This window comes from Vibrio sp. T13N (genome assembly GCF_032970445.1).
GTDB lineage: Bacteria > Pseudomonadota > Gammaproteobacteria > Enterobacterales > Vibrionaceae > Vibrio > Vibrio diabolicus.
In genome coordinates this window covers 333,990-350,619 of sequence record NZ_JAWJYE010000002.1, presented here as the reverse complement: position 1 = coordinate 350,619, position 16,630 = coordinate 333,990, and the positions used below count along the sequence as shown (strand labels likewise).

The 16,630-nt window shown below is 45.4% G+C and carries 2 protein-coding genes; one reads left to right on the top strand and one right to left on the bottom strand.

What is annotated here, in order from left to right; translation table 11 throughout:
• Positions 1–40: 40 nt before the first annotated feature.
• Positions 41–286 carry a YgjV family protein gene (locus R2S67_RS04585; protein WP_005397186.1) on the bottom strand — a complete coding sequence of 82 codons (246 nt, stop codon included), beginning with the start codon at positions 284–286 and terminating at the stop codon, positions 41–43.
• 860 nt (positions 287–1,146) lie between these two features.
• On the opposite strand from R2S67_RS04585, the gene R2S67_RS04580 reads away from it, so the two are divergent.
• Positions 1,147–16,524 (top strand): retention module-containing protein, encoded by a 15,378-nt coding sequence (locus R2S67_RS04580; RefSeq protein ID WP_317342522.1) that lies wholly within the window; start codon positions 1,147–1,149, stop codon positions 16,522–16,524.
• The last annotated feature ends 106 nt before the right edge of the window (positions 16,525–16,630 follow it).

The following is a 16,630-nucleotide window of genomic DNA, read 5'->3' as shown; positions in this document are numbered from 1 at the left end:
TATCATTCGCGGGCTTTTATTGTTCGAATGCTATTGCTTTTTAGGCTCTAGATTCTAGGCTTTTTTTTTCCTGTTGCATTTTTGCTAGGAAGTAGATATTAACGCAAGCAATAAAGCCGTTAGTTAATACTACAGGCCAAGAATCAATCATTAGTCCGTAAGCAGTAAATAGCGCACAACCAATAAAGTTAAGGATACGAAGCTTAACAATATCTTTCATAGTTAGCGAAATTGCGACCATGATTGAAGCTGCATAACCTAAAATCTCAACCATATTCATGTCCATTTTTTGACCCTCTTAAAATCTGCCGAATTTTGTCGGTACCAATTCTTCTCATCTTGAGATTAATGAGGAAGCTCCATGCCTCGAATGGTCTTTTTTTGTTGTATGGACGCACTATATCAATGGAAAAACCGTGATAAAAGCCTCAAATCAAGGTTAAGAGAAGGTTAGCGATTACGCAAACGTTTAGGACGGGAATTACTGATAATTTTACTTATTGTGTTGATTGATAATAACGATGGTATTAATAGCTCTCACATCATTGAAAGTGGGGGAATATTTACATATGATTGAAAATGATAATTATTTTCAAGTGTGATGTTTATGTATTTTCTTATTAGCTTGCTCGTATTTTTTTTACTGTATATCAGGACAAAGCCGAATTCGTGGTGCTCGGGAATTCATATTGTGAGCCACATTTTCATGGTTATATTTTGTCCAACGATTTATGTCATTCAATATTTAATCGTCACGTTTTTCTCGTCACCAATATTGATTAAGTTGTCATCACGTTCAGGTGTATACAACATTCTTATTGCTTTTCTTCCATTATTGATTGCAACCGGTAGTTTGGCGTTTAGCTGAGCGTTTTCATCTATCTTCTTTTTTAAAACGACTACACTTATACGGAATAAGATATCAATTTCATATAATTAATCGATATTGCGGCGTTAGGACATGTGTCACATTTCTGTGACTACTAGTAAGTTTTGCTTACTTTGCTCATTAGTGCGCCATTTATCGATTGTTTAATGAGTTGATACTTAGTCTAATCGTCTAAAGGTGTGCAGTATGCCGCACTAAATCATTTAAAAACTATCTAAAAAGGTTAATGGGAAACGTAGGCCATTAGCGGAGGTCAGATGAGTACGCAAACCGTGCCGCAGAACGCGATTGTAAATGCTGTCAAAGGTGAAGTCTTGGTTTTAGGTCTGGATGGAAAAGTCAGGTCTATAAAAGCAGGGGATGAGTTAATATCTGGCGAAGTGATCATTACTGAAAATAACGCTTCTCTTGATGTACAGATACATAATGAGCTGTATCTGGTTGATGCTAATTGTGTCGCGTGCCTTCCAGAACCTTCTTTTGAACAACCAGAAACCTTGCTGCAATCTCCAGTTAATGGCCAGGTTACTTTCGATCCAACATCTATCGAAGGTGCTAACTTTGACGCTAATGATGTCGCGGCTATCCAACAGGCCATTTTAGATGGTGCTGACCCGACTGCTATTTTGGAAGCAACGGCTGCTGGTGCTGGTGCTGGCGCTGAAGGCTCAGCCAATGCTGGCTATGTGACCGTTGAATATAATAATCCGGAAGTACTTGCTTCCACCTTTTTTGAGACGTCAGCGACTCGTAGCGGTGTAGAAGAACGCGATGAAGCTGATGATTTAGATGTCACTATTTTTGCCGATGGCGGACAATCATTGCAATCTAGCGTAACAGAAGGCTCAATTTCTCTATCAAGCTATCCGCAAACCATTTCTTCTAGTGTGCTGGTTGAAGCAGGGGATCTCGCACTTGATACCGCTTCATTTGTACCTGAAACGTCCTCATTAGAGTCTCTGTTAACCGAGCTAAATAGTGATATTACCTCTGCTGGTCAGCCAGTGGCGTTCGTTTATGACGAAGCGCAAAATGCCATTATCGGCACTCAAGAAGGTAACGAAGTGCTTCGTATAGAGATCGAAGCGACATCTTTAGGCCGTGATTTAGAGTTAGAGGTCGTTACCACGATTAGCCAGGGCATTGACCATGTCGCGTCTGTTTCTGATGGCCAAGTATCGATCGTCAGTGATCAAATCAATATCGCTTTTGACATTACAGGCGCAGATATTGGTGGTAACAGCATTCAAGCACCTATCGATTTCACGACAACCGTTATTGATGGCGATAATCCGGCGCCGCAAAACGTTACTTTCGAAAACGTTGAATCTTCTTCTACTCCGATTACTGGCACTTTTGTTGATATTGGTAGTGATCAATTGGCAACGGTCACATTTAATCAAGAAGGACTTAGTCAATTTGATGGCCTATTGAGTGATAATCAGGCGACAGAGGCGGTACTATCTGAAGACGGCAGCACTATCACCTTGTCCATTGCGGGCTCTAATGAAACCGTTTTAACTATCAGTCTTAACACTGATGGTACCTACCAATTTGAGCAATTTAAGCCGTTAGAACAAACAAACGGTGAAGATACGATTGAGCTCTCTTTGCCAACCACAATCGTCGATTTCGACCAAGATACGGCAAGCAACACCTTTACGTTAAACATCCTTGATGGCGATAATCCAGTGATTGAAACCGTGACGGGATTGTCTTTAGACGAAGCGGGTGTTGACCAAGGTTCACAGGAAGGCGCGGTAGTAACAAGTGGCTCTGGGTCGATCACGACAGCGGTCGGTAGTGACATCATTGACCATTATGAGTTGGAACCTACAGAGTTTAATGTTGGTGGAGAACTCCAATCTCAAGGGCAGGTTGTTCAACTAGAATTAGCGTCCGAGAGTAACGGCGTGCGTACTTACGAGGGTTTCATCGAGCTGGATGGCGTGCGTATTACCGTATTTGATGTGGCGATCGATGCTCCTGCATTGGGCGAATATCAATTCAACTTGTATGAACAACTCGACCATACGGGTGCTAATGATGATGCGCTCACTTTCTCACTGCCAGTTTACGCGGTAGATGCGGATGGCGATCGCTCCTCGATTACCCAAGGTTCGAACACACCAGAAGCGGCGCAAATTGTCATTCAAGTTCAAGATGACGTTCCTACGATTGATGGCGTTGATGCGCTAGCCGTCGATGAAGACGATTTATCAAGCATCGGCTCCGATCAAAGCGACTCTGTGCTCGCGCAAGGCAGTTTCACGACGACTCAGGGCTCAGACCGTGTTGTAAGTTATCAATTAGAGAGCGGCACTGATCCACTCAATGGGTTGGAATCACAGGGTCGATCTATCTCTCTGACGGAAACTGTCAACTCAGATGGCAGCTTTACCTATTCTGCAACGGCAGAAGGGGACGCTATCTTCACCTTACAAGTGAACCCTGATGGTTCTTATTCATTTAGTCTTGAAGGCCCAATCGATCATGCTGTGGGTAGCGATAGCTTAACTCTAGACTTCACTATTGTCGCAACGGACTTTGACGGTGACACCAGTTCACTTGTTCTACCGGTAACCATTGCTGATGATGTGCCAACCATTAACGACGTTGTTGCTCTTACCGTCGATGAAGATGACTTAAGTTCGGTAGGCTCTGACCAATCACAGCCAACGCTGGTTGAAGGCCAGTTCACGACAACTCAGGGCTCTGATGGCGTTGTACAGTATCAGCTGGATGTAAACGCTGATCCTTTAAATGGCCTGCAATCTCAAGGTCAAACCGTCTCCATTGCCGAAACTCAAAATGCAGACGGCAGTTACACTTATAGCGCAACGGCAAATGGCAGTGCAGTCTTCACACTTATTTTGAATACCGACGGCTCGTACAGTTTTGAGCTGCAAGGTCCAATCGACCATGCGGCAAATAGCGACAGTTTAACTCTTGATTTTAGTGTTATTGCTACTGATTTCGATGGTGACACAAGTCAAATTGTACTGCCTGTTACCATCGTGGATGATAAGCCAACCATTACCGATGTCGATGCGATTACTGTTGATGAAGATGACTTAGCAACAATTGGCTCAGACCAGACTGATCCGATTTCAATTGATGGCAACTTCACCACCACACAAGGCTCGGACCGAGTGGTGAGCTATCAGCTCGATGCTTCTGCAACACCAGTTGACGGCCTTACATCACAAGGTGTAGCAGTCACGCTAACTGAAATGGTAAACGGTGATGGCAGCTTTACCTACCAAGCGACAGCAGGCACTGAGTCGGTCTTTACACTGACAGTGAACACTGATGGCTCTTATAACTTCACGCTTGAAGGGCCAATCGACCACGCAGTAGATAGCGATGAGTTAACGCTCAACTTTCCAATCATCGCAACAGACTTTGATGGCGACACCACAAACGCGACTATCCCTGTCACCATCGTGGACGATAAGCCAGTTATTACTGACGTGGATGCAATTACGGTTGATGAAGATGATCTAGCATCAATCGGTTCAGATCAAAGCAATCCAATTTCTATTGATGGTAGTTTCACCACCACGCAAGGCTCAGACCGAGTGGTGAGTTACCAACTTGATGCTTCTGCAACACCGGTCGACGGTTTAACATCGCAAGGTGTGGCTGTCACGCTAACAGAAACCGCAAATGGTGATGGTAGTTTCACTTATGAAGCGACAGCGGGTTCTGAAGCGATCTTTACGCTGACTGTGAATACTGATGGTACTTACAACTTCACGCTTGAAGGTCCAATTGACCACGCGGTTGATAGTGACGAGTTGATACTGAACTTCCCAATTATAGCAACCGACTTTGATGGCGACACTGTCACTGAAACCATTCCAGTCACGATTGTTGATGATGTACCGACCATCACAGCGGTGTATGCGTTAAGTGTCGATGAAGATGACCTTGGCGGTTTGGGCTCAGACCCAGGCGGCGATCTGTTTGTTGAAGGCGCGTTTACAACTACTCAAGGCTCTGACCGAGTGGTGAGCTATCAATTGGATTCAACAGCCGATCCTGTTGCGGGCCTGACGTCTCAAGGTGAGGCGATTACCTTGGTCGAAACCGCGAATGGTGACGGCAGCTTTACCTATGTCGCGACCGCAGATGGTAATCCTATTTTTACCCTAAACGTCGCAACGGATGGTACGTACGACTTTACGCTTCAAGGACCAATCGACCATGCGACCAACAGCGACAGCCTAACCATTGATTTCCCGATTATTGCCACCGATTTTGATGGTGATACGGCCACGGCAACTATTCCAGTCACGATCACGGATGATGCACCAGTCATCGATAACGTCGTGCCGCTGGCTGTAGACGAAGATGATTTATCAGGCATTGGCTCAGACCAATCTGACGCTGTGTTTGTTGAAGGCGCGTTCACCACTACTCAAGGTTCAGACCGTGTGGTGAGCTACCAACTTGATTCAACGGCTGATCCTGTCGCAGGTTTAACTTCTCAAGGTGAGTCTGTTACTTTGGTAGAGACTGCGAATGCCGATGGCAGCTTTACTTACGTGGCTACCGCTGATGGCAATCCTGTTTTCACCATGAATGTGAATGCTGACGGAACATACAACTTCCGTCTGGAAGGTCCGGTCGACCATGCGTTAAACAGCGATGAGTTAGTACTGAACTTCCAAATCATTGCGACGGATTTTGATGGTGATACGACGACCGCGACCATTCCAGTCACGATTACTGATGACGTTCCAAGCATCGACAACGTTGTTCCACTGACAGTAGACGAAGATGATCTCGCCACAATAGGCTCAGACCAAAACGATGATGCGTTTATGTCTGGTTCGTTTAGTACGACAGAAGGCTCGGACAGCGTTGTTAAATACCAGCTTGATGCAACGGCAAATCCAGTTGCTGGATTGACCTCTCATGGTGAACCTGTCGTGCTTGCTGAGACGGCAAACGGTGATGGTAGCTTTACTTACACTGCCACAGCAGATGGCAATGCCGTATTTGAGTTAGTGCTGAAGCCAGATGGCAGCTACACCTTTACTCTGCAAGGTCCACTAGACCATGCGATGAATAGCGACAGCCTACAAATCGATTTCCCGATTATCGCAACAGACTTTGATGGCGACACTTCAACTAAAATACTGCCTGTCACTATTGTTGATGATCAGCCAAGCATCATTAATGTTGATGCGATCAGCGTGAATGAAGATGACTTGGCGACAATTGGCTCTGATCAAAACGAGTCCGTGTCGATTGATGGTCACTTTGTCACGATGGGTTCTGATCATGTTGTGCGTTATCAGTTAGACGCGTCCTCTAACCCTGTTGATGGCTTAACCTCACGCGGGGTAGTGGTGACAATTACGGAAAGCGCGAATGCGGATGGCAGTTTCACCTATACCGCTACCGCAGGATCAGAAGCCGTATTTACCTTGACGGTGAACAGCGACGGCAGTTACAACTTCACGCTTCAAGGTCCAATCGACCATGCGGTAGACAGTGATGAGCTAACGTTGAACTTCCCAATCATCGCGACAGATTTTGATGGTGATACCACCACAGAAACGATCCCAGTCACTATCGTGGATGATAAACCGACCATTACCGATGTTGATGCGATTACCGTTGATGAAGATGACTTAGGCACGATTGGCTCAGACCAAACTGACCCGATTTCAATCGATGGCAACTTTACCACCACACAAGGCTCGGACCGAGTGGTGAGTTATCAGCTTGACGCTTCTGCAACACCAGTAGCTGGCCTTACATCACAAGGTGTGGCCGTCACGCTGACTGAAACCGCAAATGGCGACGGTAGCTTTACTTACGAGGCGACGGCGGGGAGTGAAGCGGTCTTTACACTGACAGTGAATACTGATGGAAGCTATAACTTCACGCTTGAAGGTCCAATTGATCATGCTGTTAATAGTGACGAGCTGACACTGAACTTCCCAATCATCGCAACAGACTTTGATGGCGATACCTCTGCTGAGACAATCCCTGTCAAGATCGTTGATGACAAACCGACGCTTGGTGGCATCGAAGCAACAAGTGTGCAAACGGTTGACGAGGACGATATCCCAACAGTCGGATCTGATGGTACGCAATCGAACAGCATTGCTGGTAACTTCATCGCGACTGATGGCTCTGATGGCATTGTGGAGTACGGCGTTTCTGACCTAACCACGCCAGTACAAGGCCTGACCTCTGGTGGTCAATCATTGGTTATGGTTGAAGTATCAAACGCAGGTGGCGTTTCAGTTTACGAAGCTCGTATTGATGGCACGACGACACCAGTATTCCGTGTGACACTCGATGCCTCTAATGACAGCTACACGTTCGATTTGCTTGCTCCTCTCGATCATCCAAATGCTGATGGCCAAAATGAACTGGTCATCAATTTGCCGATAAACGCGACTGACTTTGATGGAGACGTGTCGAACAACATCACCTTACCAATTACGGTTGTGGATGATGTTCCGACCATTGATGGTTTACTAGCAGGCAGTGAACAAACCGTTGATGAAGATGACCTACCAGCAGGTACTGATGCTGCAAGTGCAGAAGATACTGTTATTTCAGGTACTTTTGATATCACCGAAGGTGCTGACCAAGTTGCTTCTATTCAGCTTAGTGACCTGACCACGCCTGTTGCGTCACTGACTTCAGATGGTGAAGCTATCACCTTAGTTCTGTCTTCTAACGCAAACGGTGTGAACGTATACCAAGGTGTTGCTGGCAATCCTGCTGAAGTGGTTTTCGAACTGACGTTGGATGCAACGAACAACACCTACGAGTTCGATTTACAGAAGCCGCTTGATCATCCAGATGGTAATCAGCAAAACGAGATTGTTATTAACCTCCCTGTGACGGCGACAGATAATGATGGTGATACTTCACCAGCCTTCACATTGCCAATTACCGTTGTGGACGATGTTCCAGTTGTTACCAATATTGAAAGTCTACGTGTAGACGAAGATGACTTACCTCTTGGTTCTGATGGCACTAAAGAGCCATTAACGGTATCGGGTGAATTTGAAGTAACCAGCGCAGATGGTATTGATGCTTTCGAATTGGATCTGAGCTCAAATCCTATCCCGAATCTGAAATCGGGTGGAGAAGAGGTAACGCTTTCTCAAGACGCTAGTGCCTCAACTGCTGACGCACTTGTTTACGTAGGGCAAACTCCGGGTGGAGTGACGGTGTTCACGTTGACACTTCATCAAGATGGTAAATACGACTTTGAGTTATCTGGTCAGTTAGATCACGCGGTTAACTCTGATGAGATTTTGTTGAATCTACCTGTGAAGATCACGGATGGCGACAACGATACTATCACTGCGACCTTGCCAGTGACCATCGTAGATGACAAGCCAACCATTGATGCTATTAGCTCTGGTAGTACCTTGTCTGTGGATGAGGATGATATTCCAAGCCAAGGTTCGGACGACACGCCAGAACCTTATATCATTGGTGGCAATTTTGACGTTACCGATGGTGCCGATACTATAGTTAGCTTCCAGCTGGATAGCTTAACGTCGCCTGTGTCCAGCCTTACCTCAGGTAGTCAAGTGCTTGAATTGGTTGAGTTTTCAAATTCAAATGGTGTGATTGAGTACCGAGCTTACGTACAAGGTACGACGGATATCGTCTTTAAACTGACGCTAAATGGTTCAGCAGACAGCTATGAATTTGAACTGTTGGGTGCACTTGATCATCCTGCGGGTAACGATGAAAACTCGTTAGTCATCAACTTCCCAGTCAACGCGACCGATTTTGACGGCGATGTGTCCAATAACATCACCTTGCCGATCACTGTGGTGGACGATGTTCCAGCGATTGTGAAAGTGACAGACTCTAGCCAACAAACCGTTGATGAAGATGATCTTGCTGGTGGCTCAGACACGACAAGTGGCGATTCAACGTTATTAACTGGTGGATTTGAAGTCGTTGATGGTGCGGATGAGATTGTCAGCTACCAAGTTTCTGACCTCAACACGGTTGTGTCTGGCTTAACGTCGAACGGCAGCAGCATTGAGTTGAATGTGGTGAGCTCGGTTGGTGGTGTAACCAGTTACGAAGCGGTGATTACTGGCACATCGACTAAGATCTTCACGCTGTCTCTTGATGCGAATAATGACAGTTACCAATTTGAACTGTTGGGACCCATCGACCATGACGCTGTTCAAGGTGAAAATAACCTTGTCATTGATATCCCAATTACAGTCACAGATTTTGATGGTGACACGTCATCATCACTGAACCTTCCAATCACCATCGTTGATGACATTCCTGAAATTAAATCAGCAGATGCTTTGGCTGTTGACGAGGATGACCTCGCTAATGGTTCTCAGGCAACCAACAAAGACAGCCTTGAAGCAACGGGTAATTTCGATACGGTGGAAGGGGCAGATACCGTTGTCTCTTACCAGTTGGATCTTACTTCTAACCCGATACCAGGAGTAACTTCAGGTGGCCTCGCGGTGACGTTAGTTCAAACCGCGGTAAGCAACAACAACTTTACTTATCAAGGTCAAACACCTGATGGTAACTCAGTGTTCACGCTAGTTTTGAACGCTGACGGCTCTTACAAGTTTACGCTTGAGGGGGCGCTAGACCACTCAACCCAAGGCGAAGATACACTCATACTTGATCTCCCAGTCTTCGCGACCGATGTCGATGGCGATACGGCCGGTATTAACTTACCAGTGACGATTACCGATGATGTTCCAACCTTGTACGATGCATCTATTTCGCGTGTTGAGGGGCAAGGCAGCCGCACGGTTCACTTATTCCAAGACCCTGTAGAAGGTGATGACGATCTTGGTGCTGACGGCGCACAAATAACTTCATTTTCGGCTGATGATTCAGGCATTTACTTTAAGCAAAACGGTGTTGATTCCGATTCTGTCGATTTGAACGGCAGCGACCAAGTCGTATTTGTTCACAAGGTTCTTGACGGAGTGGATACTGAAATCGGTCGTTTGGTTGTTCGAACTGATGGCAGTGTGTCATTCCGTCCTAATGACGATCTTGACCATACCGAAACCGACTCGATTGATTTCACCATCAACGTTGTTGCAACCGATGGTGATGGCGATATCGCAGATGCCGATGTGGATATCTCGATAAGAGACCGTAATGCGCAAATTGACACGTCTACCGTTACTGCGTTCGAGGACCAAGGGCGTGATGGTGTCGTTGTGGGCGTTGACTCTGCAAATACTCAGGACAACTTGTCGACGCTGGATGTGACACCGGCGAAAGTCGATTTGGTTATCGATTTGCATGATATCGATCGTAACGAAAGCTTAGGTGATATCACTATTCGAGATGCAAGCACGCACAACGGTACGTTCTATTACCGAGATGGCAGCGGGAACTTCATTGAATTGGCACCAGTAGGTGATACGGTTGTTCTCGATGCCTCGAATGTCGAGCAATCATTTAGTGGCGAGCTGGTCTCTTTAGATAACTTGTATTTTGTCCCAGATCGTCATACCTCGACTGACGTTTCAGGTATTGATCCTCGTATCCGTGTGGAAATACTGAACAATGGCTCAGCTGACCACGTTATTAATGGTAATTTGAATATTCAAGTTGAGAGTGTGGCAGATATTGCGACTTGGACGACGAGCAGCGAGTTTAACTATTCTGTCGATGAAGACGGAAACAACGTCGCACTTAATATCACGGCGGAAACTCAGGATACTAGTAATCCTGAAAATATAGTGTACGAGCTCATCTTTACACAAGGAGAAGGTAACGCGGAGTTAGTCTATTCGGATGGTAGCGCGATTCCAAAAACTGGTGGTGTGTATCTCGTAGATGCCAGCCGAATTGGTGACGTTCAAATTGATCCAATCGATAATTTCTCGGGCGAAATCAAGATTGATGTAACCGCGATTACGACAGAAAACAATAATCCGTTATCAGGGAAGGAAACGGCACGTTCAGAGACAGAAACTATCATCATTGATGTTAACCCAATCGCGGACCCAGGTAGTTTTACGGTCAACCGAATCAATGTCTTTGAGGATAACGCTCGAACTCAAGATACCGTCAATCCTGTTACGGATCATGATCCACTTCAGTTAAGTGAAGTAATTACCATGAAGCCGTCTGCGGATTTAGATGGTTCTGAAGCACTGTTTGTGCGTATTTCTGACTTCTCAATTGATGGCGTTACGTTAGTGTGGCTTGATTCAGCAAACCCAAGCCAAATCGTGGAAGTGACCGATTCAAGCGGCAATGTACTCTATTACGAAGTGCCAGAATCTGAGTTAGCCAACGTCGAAGTGCTTCCTCCCTTGCACAGCAATGATGACTTTACTTTCAACGTTGAAGGTATCGTAAAAGACACGGCATCGTTATCTAATGGGGTTGCCGAAGATATTTTGTCGCTAGGTAGTAAAACAGTGATCGTCGGTGTGAAAGGCGTAGCTGACATACCATTTATCGAGCTGAATGATAAATCAGGGATCTGGCATGAGTTTAATGACGGCAATATAAGAGGTATTGAGACTAATATCGATGAGAATGGTCAAGTAGAGTTGGGCTTTAGCGTCATCTCTGGCGAGTTACCAGATAACCCGAATGATCACTCAGAGTCGGTTACGGTTCTGCTGTCCAATATTCCGGCAGGTGTTGAGGTATTTGATAGTGATGGTGCATCCGTCGATCTGACTTTTGTAGGTTATGACGCGCAAAATCAGCCAATCTATGAAGCCAATATCACCACGGCGAATATTAATTCTGGAATTGTTATTAAACCGGAAGCGTCATCGACGGAGAACATTCATATTACAGCGACGACGATCGTCACAGAGAATGATGGTCACAGTCGGACCTCGTCGGGTGAGATCCGAATTATTGTCGCTCCTGTCATTGATGCGCAAGATAACTACACGGTTCAATCAGAAGGTGATGAAGATACACGCTTTAATATTGATTGGAAGCCAACGTTGGCTCAAAGCCCTGATACAGACGAGTTCTTTAGTGATGTGACGATTTCTGGGTTTCCTCCAGGCAGCACGGTTTATGTCGATGGTGTAGCACAAACATTGGTTTCTGGAACATTAACACTTTCGCCACTAGCGAACGAGTCGGAGCAAGACTTCTCTGCTCGAATCTCTCAAAGCGGTTATATCCAGGTGCAATTAGAGCAAGACTCCAGTACTGACTTTGATTTAAATACTACGGTGACGGTAAAAGAGATTGACCACGAATATGTCGATGCTTCTAATCCAGGACAGGGAATTGCAGAAAAAACCATCAATGGCATGGTGCATGTCCAAGTCAATCCAATCGTTGAGCCAGAAAATACAACAGGATCGCTAGACGCCCAGACACGTTTGCTTGTTACTGAAAGCACTGGCGTTGTCACTGACATCGTGAAGTCAGACGGTCAAGGGAACATTGATTTTACGATCAATACTTCAACGGGTGGGGAGTCTGGTGCGAATATCATCAAATACCAAGAGTTTGACGCCTCTTCAGATGAAGTGGTGACTCAGCTTGTTGTTCAGTTCCACAATGTCGACCCTGAGATTCTCAATCAATTGGTCATTGTTGGTGCATTGAACGAAGGCGGCGGTCGATGGACAGTCATTGACGAAGAAAACTTCTCGATTAAAGCGCCTTCGGGTCTTGATTTAACGCCAAACGACGACAGCGATGATGGTGACAACGGCGGTCTATCTCAAATTGGGTTAACCATCTATGCCGAGGTCAACGATTTAGGTGAAGATAACGTTGAAAAAGACGCAACAGTAGTAAGAGAAACTGACGTGACACTTGAGTTTCCGACGGTTCTCACGCCGCAAACAAGTGTTGCAGCTGAAATTCAGGTGGCTGATGACGTCCAAATTGAAGCATCGGAAGATAATGCGATCGACCTTGGCACTCAATTGACGTCGAAAGTCGATGCGATTAATGCGGATGGTGTGGAAGATGTTTTGACTGTTGTTATTGATCCATCCGCACCCGGTATTCCTCCAGGCTTGGTGATAACAGGCACTGATATCGATTTTGTCAATGGTAAATACGTTTTCCAAGCAGATATTGATGCTAGTGGCAATATCACAGGTTTGGACGGTTTAACTATGCACTTGGCAGAAGATTATGCTGGTGATTTCGAATTGCCTGTAAGGTTTGTCACCAAAGACACAGAGTCTGGCGACGAAAAAGAAAACAACGTGCGAATTCCAGTTCAGGTTTTACCGATTGCAGATGTTCCGAGTTCGGCGGGTGATCAGCCATTAGATGGTGATGTTACACCAAATGTGACAGTGGATATCACAGGTACTCTCGGTTTAGACGCTAACAAACAACCAGTTAATGACCTAAATAACGATGTACCAACGGCGGATGGTGTGGGTTATGAAGATGGTTTAATCCAACTTAATCTAAATGTCGATTTTGCTGACCGTTATAACAATATCCAAGGTGGTCAGGAAACGCTAACGAATATCAAGTTAGAGCTCGATGACACAACACTGGGGGAGTTTGTTGACGCAAATGGCAATAGCTTAGGGACAAGTATTGAGTTTAATGAAGCAGAGATTTTAGCGGGTGCGCTTGATAATGTTCTGTTTAAGCCGAAAGAAAATTATCCCGTAGGTGGGGGACAAAACACCGTCAAGATTAATATCGAAGGAGAGATCACGGACGAGGCTGTATTTGATCAGTCTATCCTAAATAACCCTGGCGATAATATCGACATAAGAACTTTTACTGATGATGTGACATTCGAAGTTACGCCAGTGGTGGACGATATCACGATTACAGGTGCCGATCCTACGCAGCCAATTACCGTGGTTGGTGACGAAGATACCTTAATTTCGTTGAATCAATCAGGTTCAGGGGTTTCGATCAGCTTAAACGATAATGATGGCTCTGAAAGTTTCGTTTCACTCAAGTTAACAGGGATCCCTGATGACTTTGTCGTGCAATCCAATTCCTCTGATTATGTTGTTAAGAACAACGGCGGAGGAGAATGGAGTATTCAGCTAAAATACGTTACTCAGACATCCGTTGATTTGAGTGACATCCAAATCAAACCGCCGAAAAACTTCAGTGGTGAGGCAGAGATTGGCATTACCGTGTTCATCCAAGAAGAATTGTTACAAGTACCAACTGAGCGAACTAATAACTTTACGCTGGTTGTGAATCCTATTGGCGATGATGTTGATGTGAATCCTGATACTTCAGCTGCGGGGAATGAGGGAGAAGATATTGTTATCAACGTCAATGCGTTGGTGGTTGATAACAAAGAGTCCATCGGAGATGGCGCAACCTACCAGGAAAATGATCCAGAGACGCTGAGAGTTGAGATTTCAAATGTCCCTGATGGGGCGAGTGTTTCATTACCTGATGGAACGGTGTTTACTGACCAAGGAAATGGCGTCTTCGTATTAGAAATCGATGCTCAAGATTTGGATCAAGTGGTCTTTAATTCTGGTGATCGAAACGATAACTCATGGGGAGGGTCACTGCATTTCAAAGTGCAAGCGGTTGATACCGGGCTCGATGGTCGCCAAAGTTTAGGTTCAGCCGAGGAGTTTGACGTAGCTGTTGATGTTGAAGCGGTGAATGATCGACCGGAGTTGGCGAATGTCATTGACGTTGAAACACCAGAAGACAACGCTATCCTGCTGGATACATTTGGTATTTCGGATGTGGATGCGGTACTTGATGATCCTACCGCAGAGTATGTCTTGAATATTGCTGTCGATAGCGGTTACTTGGTGCTCAATCCATCGATTATTGCCAATTACGGATTGACGGTTTCTGGAGACGGCACGGGTTCAATTGAACTGAAAGGAACCGTATCTGACCTTAACGCCGCTATCGCTGATGGTTTAGTAGAGTTTAATCCAGCGCTTAACTTCTTTGGTAACGTCAATGTCGATATCACTGTCGATGACCAAGGCAACGAAGGTATCGTGATTAGCGGTGTCGATGAAACACTCAATTCAAATAGTAGCCAATTTGTAATTGCAGTCACAGAGGTGAATGATGCGCCAACAACATCGGAAGTGACGTTGACAAGTATTGATGAAGACAGCGGCGCTGTTATTGTTACCGCAGCAGACTTGCTGGTTAATGCGGTTGATATTGAGTCGGACAATTTAACCGTTAGCAATGTTACGCTTGTCGACCCTGCAGCAGGGACGCTTACTCAACTGAGCTCAACGGAGTGGAGCTTTGAACCTGCTCCTGATTTTTACGGGGATGTAAGCTTTAATTACGATATTACGGATGATGGCATGACCAATGGCGTCTCGGATCCGAGGACCGTCAGTGGCTCAGCCGTGATGACAGTGCAGGCGATTAACGATGCTCCGGAGATTGATGGCTCAATGGTCACAAATACGATTGTGGAGTCATCGGATCAAAAAATCTCAGGTATCGAAATTACCGATGTTGATTTTGCAGGTGTTCATGAGAATGAAATCATGACGGTGTCACTCAGCATCGATGAGGGTGATATAAGTGTCGTTGTCCCGGCGGGGAGTGGCATTACTCAAGGCGTTGGTTTAGCAGGTGAAACTGTACTGATGGGGACTTTGTCTCAGCTTAATAGTCTTTTCGCTTCGACGGATCCGGATGTCGGTGTATTTATTGATGCCAGTGACGTGAACAGCAATTCTATTGCGCTTACCGTTACCGCTGATGACAACGGTATCTTCTATGACAACTTAACGGGTACCTCACTACAAACATCAGAAACGTTTGATATCAACGTAACGCCTGTCGCTGACGTACCAAACTTGGCCATTGATCAGAACTTTAGTTACATTCAAAGAATTAGTGCGAGTCAAAGTGCAAGCCGTCAAGGCATCGCGCTGGTGGGTATTATGGCTGCGTTGACCGATGTCGATGAAGTACTGGCCTTAGAGCTCACTGGCGTGCCAAGAGGAGCCACTATCACGAGTGAAGCTACAACATCGAATATTAGCTTTGATGGTACAACATGGACTGTTCCAGAAGATGAAATTGATACGCTACACATCAATAATGCGATCCCGGGAGATTACGATATTAGATTGACTGCGGTTTCTACTGCATCAAATGGTGACCAAGCGTATTCAACGCCATTAGATATTAATCTAAACGTTACGCTAAATAGTCAAGATATTGATCAGTCTGCTGAAAGTGAAGACAGCTATCTTATTGGTAGTGATGCAGGCATTACTTTAGCAGCAGGTACGGGAGATGATTATATCCTAGGAGGAGATGGAGATGACGTGCTTATCGGCGGACTAGGCTCTGATATTCTGACTGGTGGTGCGGGTAGCGATATCTTTAAATGGACAGAAGACACGGTGGATAATGGTGCGATTGACACCATCACTGACTTTAGCGTCAATGAGGACACCATTGACCTCAAAGACGTGATCGCTGATTTGAATGACCCAACGGCAGGTATTGATGATTTACTTGCGCACATTCAAGCCGATTACGACGCATCAACAGAAAATGTTTCTCTGAACATTACGACGGATGCAAATGTCCAGCAAACCATTGTTGTGGAAAACTTAGGTACATCGATAGACTTCAACGGTCTTAGCTCCAATGAGATTGTAGAGTCATTGCTGAATCACGGTGTTATTGATAACGGATAAATTTGGATTCAACATAAAACGGGCGGCTTTAACAAGGCGTCCGTTTTTATTGGGAGTTATTGGTTTTTATCGAGACTTATTGAATCGAAATAGCACAACATTAGGT

Excerpts from the sequence above, each read along its gene's own strand:
- R2S67_RS04580 (WP_317342522.1), top strand. The coding sequence starts at position 1,147 with ATGAGTACGCAAACCGTGCCGCAGAACGCGATTGTAAATGCTGTCAAA.
- R2S67_RS04585 (WP_005397186.1), bottom strand. The coding sequence starts at position 286 with ATGGACATGAATATGGTTGAGATTTTAGGTTATGCAGCTTCAATCATG.